This is a genomic window from Novosphingobium anseongense (assembly GCF_037482895.1).
Taxonomy (GTDB): Bacteria; Pseudomonadota; Alphaproteobacteria; order Sphingomonadales; family Sphingomonadaceae; genus Novosphingobium; species Novosphingobium anseongense.
In genome coordinates, this window is record NZ_JBBHJZ010000003.1 from 506,568 (window position 1) to 520,896 (window position 14,329).

At 67.2% G+C, this 14,329-nt stretch carries 12 protein-coding genes and 1 tRNA gene; 6 read left to right on the plus strand and 7 right to left on the minus strand.

Translation table 11 applies throughout. From position 1 onward, the window contains the following. Positions 1–49 precede the first annotated feature (49 nt). Positions 50–1,882, minus strand: a complete 1,833-nt coding sequence (typA, locus tag WG901_RS16405; RefSeq protein WP_339588172.1) for a translational GTPase TypA — start codon at positions 1,880–1,882, stop codon at positions 50–52. A gap of 355 nt (positions 1,883–2,237) precedes the next feature. Between typA and WG901_RS16410 the strand changes: the two genes are divergently transcribed. From WG901_RS16410 to WG901_RS16420, 3 genes are all read left to right on the plus strand, one after another. Continuing rightward, on the plus strand, positions 2,238–4,829 hold the full coding sequence (locus WG901_RS16410) for a TonB-dependent receptor (RefSeq protein ID WP_339588173.1): 2,592 nt from the start codon (positions 2,238–2,240) through the stop codon (positions 4,827–4,829). Positions 4,830–4,964: 135 nt separating this feature from the next. After that, a complete protein-coding gene (locus WG901_RS16415) occupies positions 4,965–5,426 on the plus strand; it encodes a DUF805 domain-containing protein (protein WP_339588430.1) in 462 nt (153 codons plus the stop codon). 65 nt (positions 5,427–5,491) lie between these two features. After that, complete coding sequence (locus WG901_RS16420; protein WP_339588174.1) at positions 5,492–5,950, plus strand: DUF805 domain-containing protein; 459 nt, start codon at positions 5,492–5,494, stop codon at positions 5,948–5,950. Here WG901_RS16420 and WG901_RS16425 read toward each other — a convergent pair. Further along, positions 5,947–8,472 (minus strand): ABC transporter permease, encoded by a 2,526-nt coding sequence (locus WG901_RS16425; protein ID WP_339588175.1) that lies wholly within the window; start codon positions 8,470–8,472, stop codon positions 5,947–5,949. The genes WG901_RS16420 and WG901_RS16425 overlap by 4 nt on opposite strands. Then, positions 8,469–9,158, minus strand: coding sequence for an ABC transporter ATP-binding protein (locus tag WG901_RS16430; protein ID WP_339588176.1), 690 nt, complete (start codon positions 9,156–9,158; stop codon positions 8,469–8,471). The genes WG901_RS16425 and WG901_RS16430 overlap by 4 nt, the downstream gene beginning before the upstream one ends. A 48-nt stretch (positions 9,159–9,206) precedes the next feature. On the opposite strand from WG901_RS16430, the gene WG901_RS16435 reads away from it, so the two are divergent. After that, complete coding sequence (locus WG901_RS16435; protein WP_339588177.1) at positions 9,207–9,929, plus strand: arylesterase; 723 nt, start codon at positions 9,207–9,209, stop codon at positions 9,927–9,929. Here the strand turns inward: WG901_RS16435 and recF are convergent. Genes recF through WG901_RS16450 form a run of 3 tightly spaced genes read right to left on the minus strand, consistent with a single transcriptional unit; the run spans position 9,898 to position 12,926 of the window. After that, positions 9,898–10,995: a DNA replication/repair protein RecF gene (gene recF / locus WG901_RS16440; protein ID WP_339588178.1), complete on the minus strand. Its 1,098-nt coding sequence runs from the start codon at positions 10,993–10,995 to the stop codon at positions 9,898–9,900. The genes WG901_RS16435 and recF overlap by 32 nt on opposite strands. A gap of 17 nt (positions 10,996–11,012) precedes the next feature. Next, positions 11,013–11,792, minus strand: a complete 780-nt coding sequence (locus WG901_RS16445) for a queuosine precursor transporter (protein WP_339588179.1) — start codon at positions 11,790–11,792, stop codon at positions 11,013–11,015. 9 nt (positions 11,793–11,801) lie between these two features. Continuing rightward, entirely contained in the window at positions 11,802–12,926 is a 1,125-nt protein-coding gene (locus WG901_RS16450) for an epoxide hydrolase family protein (protein ID WP_339588180.1), read from the minus strand. A gap of 86 nt (positions 12,927–13,012) precedes the next feature. Here WG901_RS16450 and WG901_RS16455 point away from each other — a divergent pair. Both WG901_RS16455 and WG901_RS16460 read left to right on the plus strand, forming a co-directional pair. Beyond that, positions 13,013–13,089, plus strand: a tRNA-Arg gene (locus tag WG901_RS16455). Positions 13,090–13,122: 33 nt separating this feature from the next. Continuing rightward, positions 13,123–13,794, plus strand: coding sequence for a hypothetical protein (locus tag WG901_RS16460; protein ID WP_339588181.1), 672 nt, complete (start codon positions 13,123–13,125; stop codon positions 13,792–13,794). Positions 13,795–13,824: 30 nt separating this feature from the next. Here WG901_RS16460 and WG901_RS16465 read toward each other — a convergent pair whose 3' ends face one another. Continuing rightward, a complete protein-coding gene (locus tag WG901_RS16465) occupies positions 13,825–14,172 on the minus strand; it encodes a DUF6481 family protein (protein ID WP_339588182.1) in 348 nt (115 codons plus the stop codon). Between the last annotated feature and the right edge of the window lie 157 nt (positions 14,173–14,329).

The window sequence follows — 14,329 nt, forward strand, 5'->3', positions numbered from 1 at the left end:
GCGGCCAAAGAAAAAGGCGGCCCGGTTTCCCGCGCCGCCTTTTCTAATGTCAGGCCGCTTCCTTCTTGCGGCCGGCCTTCTTGCGCTCGTTGGGATCGAGGATCGCCTTGCGCAGACGGATGTTCTTGGGCGTGACCTCGACCATCTCGTCGTCGTCGATGTAGGCGATCGCCTGCTCGAGCGTCATGACCTTGGGCGGGGTGAGGCGGATCGCGTCGTCCTTGCCGGTCGAACGGAAGTTCGTCAGCTGCTTGGACTTCATCGGGTTGACCTCGAGGTCCTCGACCTTGGCGTTCTCGCCGATGATCATGCCCTCGTAGAGCGCCTCGCCGACGCCGACGAACAGGATGCCGCGCTCTTCGAGCGGGCCCAGGGCATAGGCCACGGCTTCACCGTTGCCGTTCGAGATCAGAACGCCGTTCTTGCGGCCTTCGATCTTGCCCTTGTGCGGGCCGTACTTCTCGAACAGGCGGTTCATGATGCCGGTGCCGCGCGTGTCCGAGAGGAACTCGCCGTGGTAGCCGATCAGGCCGCGGCTGGGCGCCGAGAAGGTGATGCGGGTCTTGCCGCCGCCCGAGGGACGCATGTCGGTCATCTCGGCCTTGCGCTGGTTCATCTTGTCAACGACCGTGCCCGAGTGCTCGTCGTCCACGTCGATGACGACGATTTCGTAAGGCTCGGTGCGCTTGCCGTCTTCGTCGGTGCCGAACAGCACGCGCGGGCGGCTGATGCCGAGCTCGAAGCCCTCGCGGCGCATTGTCTCGATCAGCACGCCGAGCTGAAGCTCGCCGCGGCCGGCGACTTCGAAGCTGTCCTTGTCGGCGCTCTCGGTGACCTTGATCGCGACGTTCGATTCGGCTTCGCGATTCAGACGATCGCGGATCATGCGGCTGGTGACCTTGTCACCCTCGCGACCCGCCATCGGGCTGTCGTTCACCGCGAAGCGCATCGACAGGGTCGGCGGATCGATAGGCTGCGCCTGGATCGCTTCGGTCACCGAAGTGTCGGCGATCGTGTTCGACACGGTGGCGACGGTCAGACCGGCCAGCGAGATGATGTCGCCCGCCTTGGCTTCGTCGACCGGGACGCGGTCGAGGCCGCGGAAGGTCATGATCTTGGAGGCGCGACCGGTCTCGATCACCTTGCCGTCCATGTCGAGCGCGTGGATCGGCTGGTTGGCCTTGACCGTGCCCGACTGGACGCGGCCGGTGAGCACGCGGCCCAGGAAGTTGTCGCGATCGAGCAGCGTCACGAGGAAGCTGAACGGCGCGTCGGCATCGAGCGCCGGCGGCGGCACGTGGTCGACGATCTTCTGGAACATCGGCTCGAGCGTGCCTTCGCGGCGCTGCGGGTCGTCGCTGCAATAGCCGTTGCGGCCCGAGGCGTAGAGCACGGGGAAGTCGAGCTGCTCGTCGGTGGCTTCGAGCGTGACGAACAGATCGAACACCTCGTCGAGCACTTCCTGGATGCGCTCGTCGGGACGGTCGACCTTGTTGACGACGACGATCGGCTTGAGGCCAAGCGCCAGAGCCTTGCCGGTCACGAACTTGGTCTGCGGCATCGCGCCTTCGGAGCTGTCGACCAGCAGGATCACGCCGTCGACCATCGAGAGGATGCGCTCCACCTCGCCGCCGAAATCGGCGTGGCCCGGAGTGTCGACGATGTTGATGCGCGTGCCGTTCCACTCGATCGAGGTCGGCTTCGCGAGAATCGTGATGCCGCGCTCTTTCTCGAGGTCGTTCGAGTCCATCGCGCGCTCTTCGACGCGCTGGTTGTCGCGGAAGGTGCCGGACTGGCGGAAAAGCTGGTCGACGAGGGTGGTCTTGCCGTGGTCGACGTGCGCGATAATCGCAATATTGCGCAGGGGAAGCGGGGCGGACATGCGGAGGTTTCCAGTTATGGGAGCTAAGGCGAGCGCCTGTTGCGCTGCAACACGGCGCGCCCCTATCCGAAATGACCCTCCACGGCAAGTCGCGGATTGCTTATGCGCATGTGGGCATTGGGTGACACTAATGTGCAAAAACCGTGGCAGGGATGCGCTCTACCTATCGAAAAATTAGGAATCTTATGATTAAAGTCCTGACTAAGGGAGCTCGTGTACGCGCAAGGCACAGTGCCGGCGCGGCTCCCCTTGGAGAGAGGGCTCGCTTATGACGTCATCCTCGGTTGGCTTTACCGCTTCCGCTCGCGCCGCGTTTTTTTCCACGGTAGCGGTGTTAACCTTTGGTCTTCCCAGCGTGGCTTTGGCGCAAGACGCGCAAGGAGCCGAAGAAGCACAGCCGGCCGGCGATTTACCCTCCGATGACTTCGGCAATGCCAACGAGATCGTCGTCACCGCGACCAAGCGCGAACAGACGCTGCAGGAAGTGCCGGTGGCGGTCACGGTCGCCACGGCGGCGCAGATCGAGCGCGAATTCATCCGCGACCTCAAGGACCTGGGCTCGATCGTCCCCTCGCTGCGCGTCGGTGAGCGGCAGAGCTCAGCCAACACCAACTTCTTCATTCGCGGCTTCGGCAACGGCGCGAACAATGCCGGCATCGAACCCTCGGTCGGCGTGTTCATCGATGGCGTCTACCGCTCGCGCACCGCGGCGCAGATTTCGGACCTTCCCGACCTCGAGCGGATCGAGGTGCTGCGCGGGCCGCAATCGACGCTGTTCGGCAAGAACGCCTCGGCCGGCGTGATCTCGATCTCGACGCAGAAGCCCAAGTTCGAATTCGGCGGCAACGTCGAGGCGTCTTACGGCAACTACAATGCGGTGGTGGTCAAAGGCGTGGTCACCGGGCCGCTGTCCGACACGATCGCGGCGAGCCTCTCGGGCGGCTACAACCGCCGCGACGGCTACAACAAGGACCTCAATACCGGCGCCAAGCTGGGCGACCGCGATCGCTGGTTCGCGCGCGGGCAGCTGCTGTTCCAGCCCGACAGCCAGCTCTCGGTCCGCCTGATCGCCGACTACGGCAAGATCGACGAGGTCTGCTGCGGCGTGGTCAATGTCCGCCAGTCGGCGGCGACCAATGCGATCCGCGCCGTGGGCGGCAACGTCAACGCGCCGGCCGATCGCTTCTCGAACGAGGTCTACAACAACATCATTCCGGTCAACAAGATTGAGAACTACGGCTTCTCGGGCCAGATCGACTACGAAGTCGGCCCGATGACTCTGACCTCGATCACGTCCTACCGCAACACCGACTCGTTCAGCGACTACGACGCCGACTTCACCAGCGCCGACATCGTGCGGACCAATGCCTCGGACACGCGGATCAAGACGTTCACCCAGGAATTCCGCGCCTCGGCCTCGATCGCCGACAAGCTGACCGCGCTGGTCGGCGCCTATTACTTCAACGAGAAGATCGCCCAGGACGGCGCAATCCAGTGGGGGACCCAGGCGCGGCCCTATCTCGACCTGCTGGTGCGCGGTCAGTCGAACAATGCCTTCACTATCGCCGGGCTCGAGAACCTGTTCGGCACCCTGCAGGGCAATCCCGCGCTCTACACCAATCGCTTCTTCACCGCCGGGCAGGGGCTGGCCGAGTCCTACCGTCTCAAGAACGAGGCGATCTCGATCTTCGGCCAGTTCGACGTCAAGCTGGGTGACCGCCTGACCCTGACCGCCGGCGTCAACTACACGCACGACAAGAAGAACTTCGCGACGAACGTTACCTCGAACGACGTCTTCGCCGGGCTCAACCTTCCGGCGCTGCGCACCGCGGCGACCAATGCGGCGATCGCGCAGACCGTCGGCGGCCTGATCGGCGCGCCCGGGGGCTTCGCTTCGGCCGCGCAGATCGGCGCTTTCGCCGCGGGCAATCCCACCGCGTTCAACGCGATCTCGACCGGCGCGAACACCCAGACCGCGGCGCTGCTCAACCTGCGCGCGCTGCAGTTCCTGCCGCCGTTTCTCAACCTGCCCAATTCGGTCGAGAACGGCCGTGCGCGCGACAACAACGTCTCCTGGACCGCGCGTGCATCCTATGATCTGACCGACACGATGAACGTCTATGCCGGCGTCGCGACGGGCTTCAAGGCCAGCTCGGTCAACCTCTCGCGCGACAGCCGCCCACCGCTTTCGGCGCAGGCGGGGATCCAGGCGGCGGGCATCGGCGTGGTCAACCAGACCTATGGCAGCCGCTTTGCGAGCCCCGAGAAGGCGACGTCCTATGAGGCCGGCATCAAGGCCAACTGGGGCCTGGCGACGGCGAACGTGGCGGTGTTCAAGCAGTCGATCCGCGGCTTCCAATCGAACATCTTCACCGGCACCGGCTTCTTCCTCGGCAATGCCGGCAAGCAGTCGGTCTTCGGCATCGAGTTCGAAGGCACGGTCAAGCCCGCCAAGGGCCTGACGCTGGGCCTGTCAATGACCTACCTCGATCCCAAGTACAACGACTTCAAGAACTCGGCCTTCGGCGATGCCACGGGCATTACCCCCGCTGATATCCCGCCGATCTCTTCGACCTTCACCGTCACCTACGATCACGAGTTCAACAACGGCGATCACCTGATCCTCTACGGCGACTACCACTACGAGAGCGAAGTGCAGACGGTCGAGGGCCTGCCCGCCTTCATCGTGCGCGATCCGGTGACGGGCGCGGCCAACTACCAGCCGGGCCTCGACGCGGCGCGTCCGTTCAAGCGCGAGGTCAGCGATCTCAACAGTTCGATCACCTATGCGATGCAGAACGGGCTCGAACTGTCGGTCTGGGGCCGCAACCTGCTCGACAACCGCTATCTCAACGTGATCTTCGATTCGGTGGCGCAGTCGGGCTCGGTCTCGGCCTATACCAACCAGCCGCGCACCTATGGCGTCGCGGCGCGCTTCCGCTGGTAGGGTGCGGCGCGGATCGTGAAACGGGAAGGGGGCCTCGCGGCCCCCTTTTTCGTTGCGACGGAAGCGGATGTGTGGTGGCTTGAAGGTCTATTCTGGGTTCGGAGGAAAGGGGACGACACCATGGAATGGATGCTGATGCCGTATCGCAAGTTGTATCGCCTTATCGAGGGGCGATCTTCGCGGCAGGAATTCTGGATGTTCGTGCTGCTCAACCTGATCGTGGCGGTGGTCTTCATCGGGCTGTTCGCGACCATGATCGGCGGCGCGGCCTTCGCGAGCAGCGGCGGCAATCTCAGCGATCTCGGCGCAGCCTTCGCGGGCGTCGGTTTCGTGACGATGATCCTGCTGCTCGTACCGATGTACGTCTGGGTACTGCTGACCGCGGTCGCTTCCTTCGCGGTGACGATCCGGCGGTTCCACGACCTCAATCTCTCGGGCTGGGTCTACCTGCCCTTCGTCATCCTCGGCGCCGTGCCGCTGCTCAACTTCCTCGTCTGGATCGCGCTGATCGTGGTCATGTGCCTCAAGGGCACGAGTGGCCCGAACAGGTATGGCGATGATCCGACCCAGCCGACCAGCGCGGCGGTCTTCGCCTGACCGCGTCGGGTCGCGATACGATATCTTCACCGCCCGTCGAGGCTTCTACGACATAAGGGGGACTTATGCTGGAATGGATGATTCTGCCGCTCAAGCGCTACGCCGACTTCAAGGGACGCTCGCGTCGCAAGGAGTTCTGGAGCTGGATTCTGTTCAATGTCATCGTGCTGATCGTACTGATGGCGATCGTCTTCGGAACGGGTTTCTCGACCGCGGCGATCTTGGCCGATCCGGGTAATCCGCTCGCGGTCTATGGTTCGCTGTTCAGTGGCACCGGCGTGTTGCTGCTGATCTGGGGCCTGGCGACCTTCATCCCGAATATCGCGGTCACCGTGCGCCGCCTGCATGATCGCGACATGTCGGGCTGGTGGTACCTCGGCTTCTTCATCGCCGGGTTCATTCCCTTCGTGAACATGATCTCGGGTATCGCCCTGATCGTACTCATGTTCCTCGACGGCACGCGCGGCCCCAACCGCTTCGGACCCGATCCCAAGGATCCGACGAGCGCGGCGGTCTTCGCCTAAAGCTCGCGCAGCGCCTGCGCCGGTTTCGCCCGCAACAGCGGTAGCGAGCCGGCCAGCGCGAAGCCCAGGACCAGGACGAGGCCCGTGCCGAGCACCGCGAGGATCCAGGTCCAGTCGGGCAGCCAGTCGAACTCGAACATCTGGGTGACGATCGCCCAGGCCACGCCGCTGCCGAGCGCCAGCGCGACAAGCGCGAGCGTGCCGGCGAGCAGGCCGTATTCGGCCATCTGCAGCAGCAGCAATTGCTTCCGGCTCGCGCCGAGCACGCGCAGGATCACGTTGTCGTAGGTCCGGCTCGCGCGCGCCGCGGCGATCGCGCCGAGCAGCACGGCCAGGCCCGCGAGCACCGCGACCGAAGCCGCTGCGAGGATCGCGGTCGACATCTGGCCCAGCAGCGCGCGCGCCTCGCGCAGGATGCCGCCGGTCTCGACCACCGAGGTTGCGGGGAAGGCCTGGGCCAGCTTGCGCAGCAACCCGGCCTTGCTCTCGCCGGCGGGCACGTCGATCGTCGCGGCAAGGTTGTGCGGCGCGTCGGCCAGCGTGTTGGGCGAGAACACCAGCACGTAGTTGAAGCCCATGTTCTCCCAGTCGAGCCGGCGGAACGAGGCGATCGTCGCGGTGCGCTCGACGCCGAGCACGGCGATCGTGATCCGGTCGCCGAGCTTGAGGCCCACCGCGGTCGCCAGTTCCTCGTCGACCGAGACCAGCGGCGGGCCGGCATAGGCCTTGGGCCACCACTTGCCGGCGACCAGCGAATTGCCCTCGGGCACCTCCTCCGCATAGGTCAGGCCGCGCTCGCCGCGCAGGGCCCAGCCCTTTTCGGGGATCGTCTTGAGATCGGCGACGCGCGTCATCCGGCCCTCGGGACCATAGGCGATGATCGCGCCGCGCAGCGCCGGTACCGTGCGGATCTTCGCGCGCGGCAGCACCTCGTGCACGGCCTGCTCGAAAGCCCCGACTCGGTCCTTGGGCACGTCGAGCACGAAGTAGTCGGGCGCGCGCTGCGGGATGCGCTTGGCGATGTTTGCCTCGAGGCTCGTCTGGATCGCCGCGAGCAGGACGAAGGCCGAGAGCCCGAAGCCGAGCGCGGTGACGAGTGCGCCGGTCTGCGCGCCGGGACGGTGCAGGTTGGCCAGGCCCGCGCGCAGCAGCGGCCCGCGCGGTCGCGGCAGGCGCGCGGCCAGGCGACGGATCGCCCAGCCGAGCCCGCCGAGCAGGATCAATACGCCGGCGGTGCCCGCGAGGAACAGCGCGGTGATCTTGATTTGCGCGGCGCTGACGAGCGCCAGGGCGACGATCGCGGCGAGGCCAAGCCCGACGGGCAGCAGCACGGCCTTGCGCGGCAGGGCCAGCGGCGAGACGCGCGCGCGCATCAGCGCCATGGGGGGGAAGGCGCGCGCGCGGGCCAGAGGCGGCGCGGCGAAGATCAGCGCGACGAGCAGGCCGTAAAGCGCAGCGGTGATCAGCGCACCCGGCGCGAAGACGAATCCTGCGGTCACCGGCAGCAGGGTGCCCAGCGCGCCGGCGAGCAGCGGCGTCACCAGCACCCCGGCGATCAGGCCCGCGACACTGCCCGCCAGCGCTGCGGCGCCGATCTGCAGCACGTAGATCCGCGCGATGTCGCCGCTCGTCGCGCCGAGCACCTTGAGCGTGGCGATGCTCGTACGGCGGGCTTCGAGATAGGACGAGACGCCGCCGCCGATGCCGATGCCGGCGATCGCCAGCGCGGCGAGGCCGACGAGCACGAGGAACTCGCCCATGCGCGAGACGAAACGCTCGGCCCCCGGCGAGGCGCGGTCGCGCGTGCGGAAGTTGAAGCCGGCGTCGGGGAAACGCTTCTGGAGATCATCGACCGTGGTCTGGGGATCGCGGTCGGTCGGCAGAGCCACGCGGACCTTGCTGCGGAACATCGCGCCGGGCGCCGTCAGCCCCGCCTGCTCGGGCACTTTATCACGGACGATCGCGACGGTGCCGAGCGACAGGCCTTCGCTGAGCCGGTCGGGCTCGTCGTCGATCACGCCCTCCACGGTCAGGCTCTGGCCGCCGATCGTGACGCGATCGCCGACCTTGACCCCGAGCCGCTCGGCCGCACCCTCGGCGAGCCAAGTGCCGGTGTCGCTGGGGGCGCCGACCTCGCGCCCGTCCTTGAGCCGCAGCTTGCCGACCAGCGGCCAGCGTTCGTCGACGGCCTTGAGCTCGACGGGGGCGAAGCTGTCGTTGGCCGATGCCATCGCCTGCATGCGCGTGCCGCTCGACACGCGACCGAGCGCGGCCAGCGCCTGTCGCTCGCCGCGATTCAGGCCGCGCTGCCAGACTTGGACCTCGATGTCGCCGCCCAGGATTGCGCGCCCGCGCGTCGCCAGCTCGCGCTCGATCGAGCCCGTCAGGGTGCCGATCGCGGCGATCGCGCCGACGCCGAGGAACAGGCAGACGAGCAGCAGCCGCAGGCCTCGAAACCGCGCATTGAGATCGCGCCGGGCGATCCGCCAGGCCGTCGACCAGGGGAGGGGAACTGCGTTCACGCGGCGGTATCGCTCGCGATTCTGCCGTCGCCTATCGTCACCACGCGCTCGCAGTGGTCGGCGAGCGCGGTGTCGTGGGTGATGATGACCAAGGTCGCCTGGGTCTCGGCGCGGCGGGCGAAGAGCAGGTCGATGATGTCCGCCCCGGTCGCGGCGTCGAGGTTGCCCGTGGGTTCGTCGGCGAAGATCAGGGTGGGGCGCGGGGCGATGGCGCGGGCGATGGCGACGCGCTGCTGCTCGCCGCCCGAAAGCTGCGCCGGATAGTGCGTGAGCCGGTGGCCTAGGCCGACCGCGGTCAGCTCGGCCGCGGCGCGTTCCTGTGCGTCGGGCATGCCGGCCAGTTCCATCGGCGTGGCGACGTTCTCGAGCGCGGTCATCGTCGGCAGCAGGTGGAAGGCCTGGAGCACGATCCCGATGCGGCCGCGGCGCGCACGGGCCAGGCCGTCTTCGTCTAGCTTGCCAAAATCCTCGCCGGCGACCGCCAGGTGCCCCGAGCTGGCGCGTTCGAGCCCCGAGAGCACGGCCATCAGCGAACTCTTGCCCGAGCCCGAGGGCCCGAGCAGCGCGAGGGTCTGCCCCTGCGGCACGGTGAGATCGAGCCCCTTGAGGATGGCGACCGCGCTCTCGCCGCTACCGAGAGTGAGGGTCAGGTTCTGCGCCGAAATGGCGGGCTGGGGGCTTGTCACCACGGGGAGATGGCATAGCTATGCGGCGTCGGGCAAGGAGACATCTGTATGAAATTGTACGCGGCTTCGCTCTTTACAACCGCGCTGCTCCTGGCGGGATGCGGATCGAGCGAGCCCAAGCCGGTACCGTCGCCCAGCGAGGAGCAGAGCGTCGATGCCCGGCCCGAGATCCCGGTGATGGGGCAGGAAGTGCGGATACTCGCGCTCGGCGACAGCCTGTTCGCGGGCTACGGCCTCGCCTCGAACCAGGCCTACCCGGTCAAGCTCGAAGCCGCGCTGCGCGCGCGGGGCGTAAACGCGCGGATCGCCAATTCGGGGGTTTCGGGCAACACCACGGCCGAGGGCCGCGCGCGGCTGGCCTTCGCGCTCGACAACCAGGAGCGCAAGCCCGACCTCGTCATCATCAGCCTCGGGGGCAACGATCTGCTGCGCGGCCTGCCACCCGAGCAGACGCGCGACAACCTCGACGCGATCCTGAGCGAGCTCGACAAGCGCGGGATCAAGGCGGTCATCATGGGGCTGCTGGCGCCGCCGAACATGGGCGCCGACTATCGCGCCAAGTTCGATCCGATCTATCCGGCGTTGGCGAAAAAGCACGAGGCCGTGCTCGTGCCCTTCTTCCTCCAGGCGGTGATCGACCGGCCCGACCTGGTCCAGCAGGACCACATCCACCCGACCGCGCAGGGCCTCGAAGCGATCGTCGCGGCGACGGTCGAGCAGGTGGCCGGTGCCTTGCCCGCTACGACAGCCGCTCCACCGCCCCCTCGCTGACGCGCCAGACCGCCGCTTCGGCGGCGATCGCGGCGAAGGGTGGCAGTTCGGTCCCGGTCAGCCAGACCTGCGCGCCGCCCGCGCGCAGCCGGTCGAACAGCGCCTCGCGGCGGACGGGGTCGAGATGCGCGGCGACCTCGTCGAGCAGCAGCAGGCGCGGGCGCGCGGCATCATTCGATATATCGAGATCGAGCCCGGCGTGGGCGAGGGTGATCGCGATCAGCATGGCCTTCTGCTCGCCGGTCGAGCAGTCGGCGGCGGGCTGGTCCTTTCCCGCCATGGTCACGGCCAGTTCGTCGCGGTGCGGGCCCACCAGAGTGCGCTGTGCTGCGCGGTCGCGGCGGCGGCCTTCAGCGAGCGCGCGCGCGAGCGCGGCCTGGTCGAGCGGGCCGCCGGGGACATAGGTCAGCGAGGGCCGCGCGAAAGGCGCCTCGGGCAGGGCGAGCAGCGCCGCCTGCAGCCGTTCGACCAGCCGCGCGCGCGCCTGGGCCACGGCTGCGCCGGTCTCGGCGACCTGCGCCTCGATCGCGTCGAGCCAGGTCGGATCGGGTTCGGCATCGTCGGACAGCAGCCGGTTGCGTTCGCGCAATGCCGCCTCGAGCCGCGCGGCGTTGCGTGCGTGCGCGGGTTCGAGCGCGAGCACCAGCCGGTCGAGGAAGCGCCGCCGCGCGCCTGCGCCTTCGGCGAAGAGCCGGTCCATTGCCGGGGTCAGCCAGCCGATCGCCAGCCATTCGCCGAGCCGCACCGCCGGCGCCTCGGCCTGATTGACCTGGACCAGCCGACGCCCCGGCCGCTCGGCCGTGGTGCCCGTGCCGAGCCGCACGGGGCCGGTCGGCGTGTCCAGCTCGGCGCTGATCGCGAAGCCGCCTGCGCCGTTCTGCGATGGCATGTCGGCGAGCTGCGCGCGGCGCAGGCCGCGGCCCGGCGCGAACAGCGAGATTGCCTCGAGCACATTGGTCTTGCCCGCGCCGTTCTCGCCGACGAGCAGGTTGAACGCATGGGTGCCCTCGATCCGCGTTTCGTGGTGGTTGCGGAAGTCGGACAGCAGGATGCGATCGAGCGCCATCGTGGCGATATGGGGTGCTAGACCGATTCCGTCTTGGCGAAAGGCGAGAACTCGGTGTCGGTATCGAACACGTCGACGCCTTCGCGGTTCTTGAGCCAGCCGACGACGGCATAGGTCGCGGGGGTCAGGATCACTTCCCAGGCGACCTTCATCGCCCAGTTGGTGACCATCACCATGACCACGTCGTGCGTTTCCCAGATGCCGAGGAAGGCGATCGGGTAGAACAGCACGGAGTCCACCGCCTGGCCGAACACGGTCGAGCCGATCGTGCGGCTCCAGAGGTGCTTGCCCTGGGTGAAGACCTTCATCTTGGCCATGACGAAGGCGTTGACGAATTCGCCCGCCCAGAAGGCGATGACCGAGGCGAGGACGATGCGCCAGGTCGAGCCGAAGACCGAGACGTAGGTCGACTGGCAGACCGTGCCCGGCTCGAGCCCCAATGCGGCGAAGACCGGATCGCCGCTCGAGGCGCAGCCCCAGCTCGGCGCGGGCGGCATGGCGACGACGACGTAGCTCATGAAGGCCATGAAGATCAGCGCGGCGGTGCCCGCCCAGACGCAGCGACGCGCGTTGGCATAGCCGTAGACCTCGGTCAGCACGTCGCCGAGCACATAGGATACGGGGAAGAACAGGATGCCTGCGCCGAAGGTGAAGCCCCAGACGGTCGCGAGCTTGGCCGCGCCGATCAGGTTCGACAGCAGCAGGATCGCGACGAAGGCCGCCATGGCATATTCGAAGTAGCGGAAGTGCCGGCGCGCGCCGGAACTGCCCTCGATGCGGGAAAGCGGCTGATCCATGGCGCTTGCCTAACCTGTCTTTTCGACCTCGCAAAGCATCTGCGCGAAACTGCGCACATCTTCGAGAAAGAGTTGGGGCACTTCGATCGCCGGATAGTGTCCGCCCTGGGCGAGCGCGGTCCAGCGGACGATGTTGTAGTGCCGCTCGGCCCAGGGCCGCGGGATCATCACCAGCTCGGCGGTGAAATGCGCGATCGCGGTCGGCACGCTGACGAAGCGCTCGGGCACGGGATCGTGCACGGCTTCGCGGTAGAGCATCTGCGACGAAGCCGTGGTGCCGGTGAACCAGTAGAGCGCGGTGGTCGCGACGATCCAGTCGGGTGCCAGGCCGGGATTCCCTGGCAAGGACGGGTCCGCCCAGTCGCGCAGCCGCTCGCCGAGCCAGGCGAGCAGGCCGGCGGGGGAATCGTTGAGACCATGCGCGATCGATAGCGGGGCTTGCGCCACCAGGTTGAAATGCGGCGCGCGCAGCAGGCCGGCATAGATGTCGGCGAGCGCCTGGTCCGCGGGCGAGAGCACCACGCCGGCCTCGGCCGGCGGCGGGCTGCCGTTGACCGAGTTGAGGTGCAGGCCGATCACCCGCTCTGGCCAGTCGCGCGCGATCTCGGTGCCGATCCCGCTACCCCAGTTGCCGCCCTGGATCAGGAAACGCTCGTAGCCGAGCCGCGTCATCAACTCTGCCAGCTGTACGGCGATGCGGCGCGGCGAGACGCCGGGACGCGTGGTCGACCAACCGTAGCCGGGCAGCGAGGGCACGATCACGTGGAAGGCCGGCGCGTCACCCGCGGGCTCGGCCAGCGGCTCGCAGAGCGGCAGGAATTCGAGCACGGAACTCGGCCAGCCGTGGAGCAGAAGCAGCGGCACGGCATCGGCGCGCGACGAGCGGCGGTGGATCGCGTGGATCTCCAGCCCGTCGATGTCGGCGAGAATCTGCGGCTCGACATTGAGCCGCGCCTCGACCGCGCGCCAGTCGAAGCGCTCCGCCCAATGAGCGCAGAGCGCTTGGACGAAGGCCAGTTCGGCGCCATAGCCGGACGCGCCGCCGGTGGGATCGTCCAGCCAGCGCGTGGCCGTCAGCCGCCGTTGCAGGTCGGCGAGCGCCGTCTCCTCGACCCGAACCGTGAACGCTCGCACCGCTTGCCCCCTCCGCTCGTTATGCCCCGCGATGGACCCTATCCCGGTTTGCGCGATAGGCGAAGGCCGCTATGAGATGCGGTGACGCGCCCGTAGCTCAACTGGATAGAGTCCCCGCCTTCTAAGCGGGTTGTTGCAGGTTCGAACCCTGCCGGGCGCGCCATTCCGGGCACTCGCTGAAGGACTGCGTCGCCGCATGAATTTCGTTCAGTGGCTGAATTCGCTCGATGAGTTCCTCTACGAGCTGATGAGCTGGATCGTGTTCTTCCCGGTCACGATGGGCAAGATCCTGCGCCACCCGCTGCAGACGATGGAATATGCCGAAGCGCAGCTCTCTTTGGCGCAGGACGACCAGTATCGCGCCGCGGTCAGTCCGCCGGTGTTCCTGATCCTGACCTTGATGGTCTGCCAGGCACTCGAACTGACCGTATTCGGCGTCAATCCCGTAGTGGCGAGCAAGCATGGCCTGGCTGCGCTGGTCAACGACAACACCACGCTTCTGCTGCTGCGTCTTATGCTGTTCGGGATGTTTCCGCTGGTGCTGGCCACCCGCATGGTGCGCAAGAGCGCGCTGGACCTCGACCGCGAGACGCTGAAGGCTCCGTTCTACGCGCAATGCTATGCGGTGGCGCCTTTCGCGCTGATGCTGAGCATCGGCGCGAGCATCACGCACCTGCCGATCGCGACGGCACCCGCGATCGGCCTCGGCATCGTTGCGGCGGCCTTCCTGTTCTACGGCCTGCTGCAGGTGCGCTGGTTTGCGATCAAGCTCGAACAGTCGCTTGCAAAGGCGATGTTGATCGCGTCGATCGGGCTGATCGAATCGATCGTCTTCACCTTCGTCATCGCGGCGTTGTTCGCGTTCTAGCTAAGGCCTGATCGAACCCGATCTGGCGTGCTACTTCTTGCGCGCCTTCCGGGCGGCATAGCGCGCGTCGCGGGCGGCCTTGCGCTCTGCTTCGGTCTTTTCAGGCTTCGCCGCCTCGTTGGCCTCGGCCTCGGCTTCAGCCTGGGCCTGAGCCTCGGCTTCAGCGCGACGGGCCTCGAGCTTCGCTTCGCGCTCGGCCTTGGCGGCCTGGGCCTTTTCCACGCGCTCGGCCTCGCGCTGGCGCGCCTTGGCCACGCGTTCGGCCTGCTCGGCCGGATCGACCGCGGGCTTCGCCTTCAATTTCGCCAGTGCCTTGGCTCGCGCCTGGGCTGCGGCCGCTACTCTATCCTGGAATCCAGGTTCTCTATATCCTGCCATCGCGCGCGCCTTTCCACGATTTTGCGGCAATTGTGAAGCGGGGATCGATCGTTCGCATCATCTTGGCGGTGTTCGCCCACCGCGCCGGCGAACGTTGCGCGACCCAGGTGTTTCTACGGAGGGCGGTGAAAGGGCGACGTCCACCATACTGCAACTA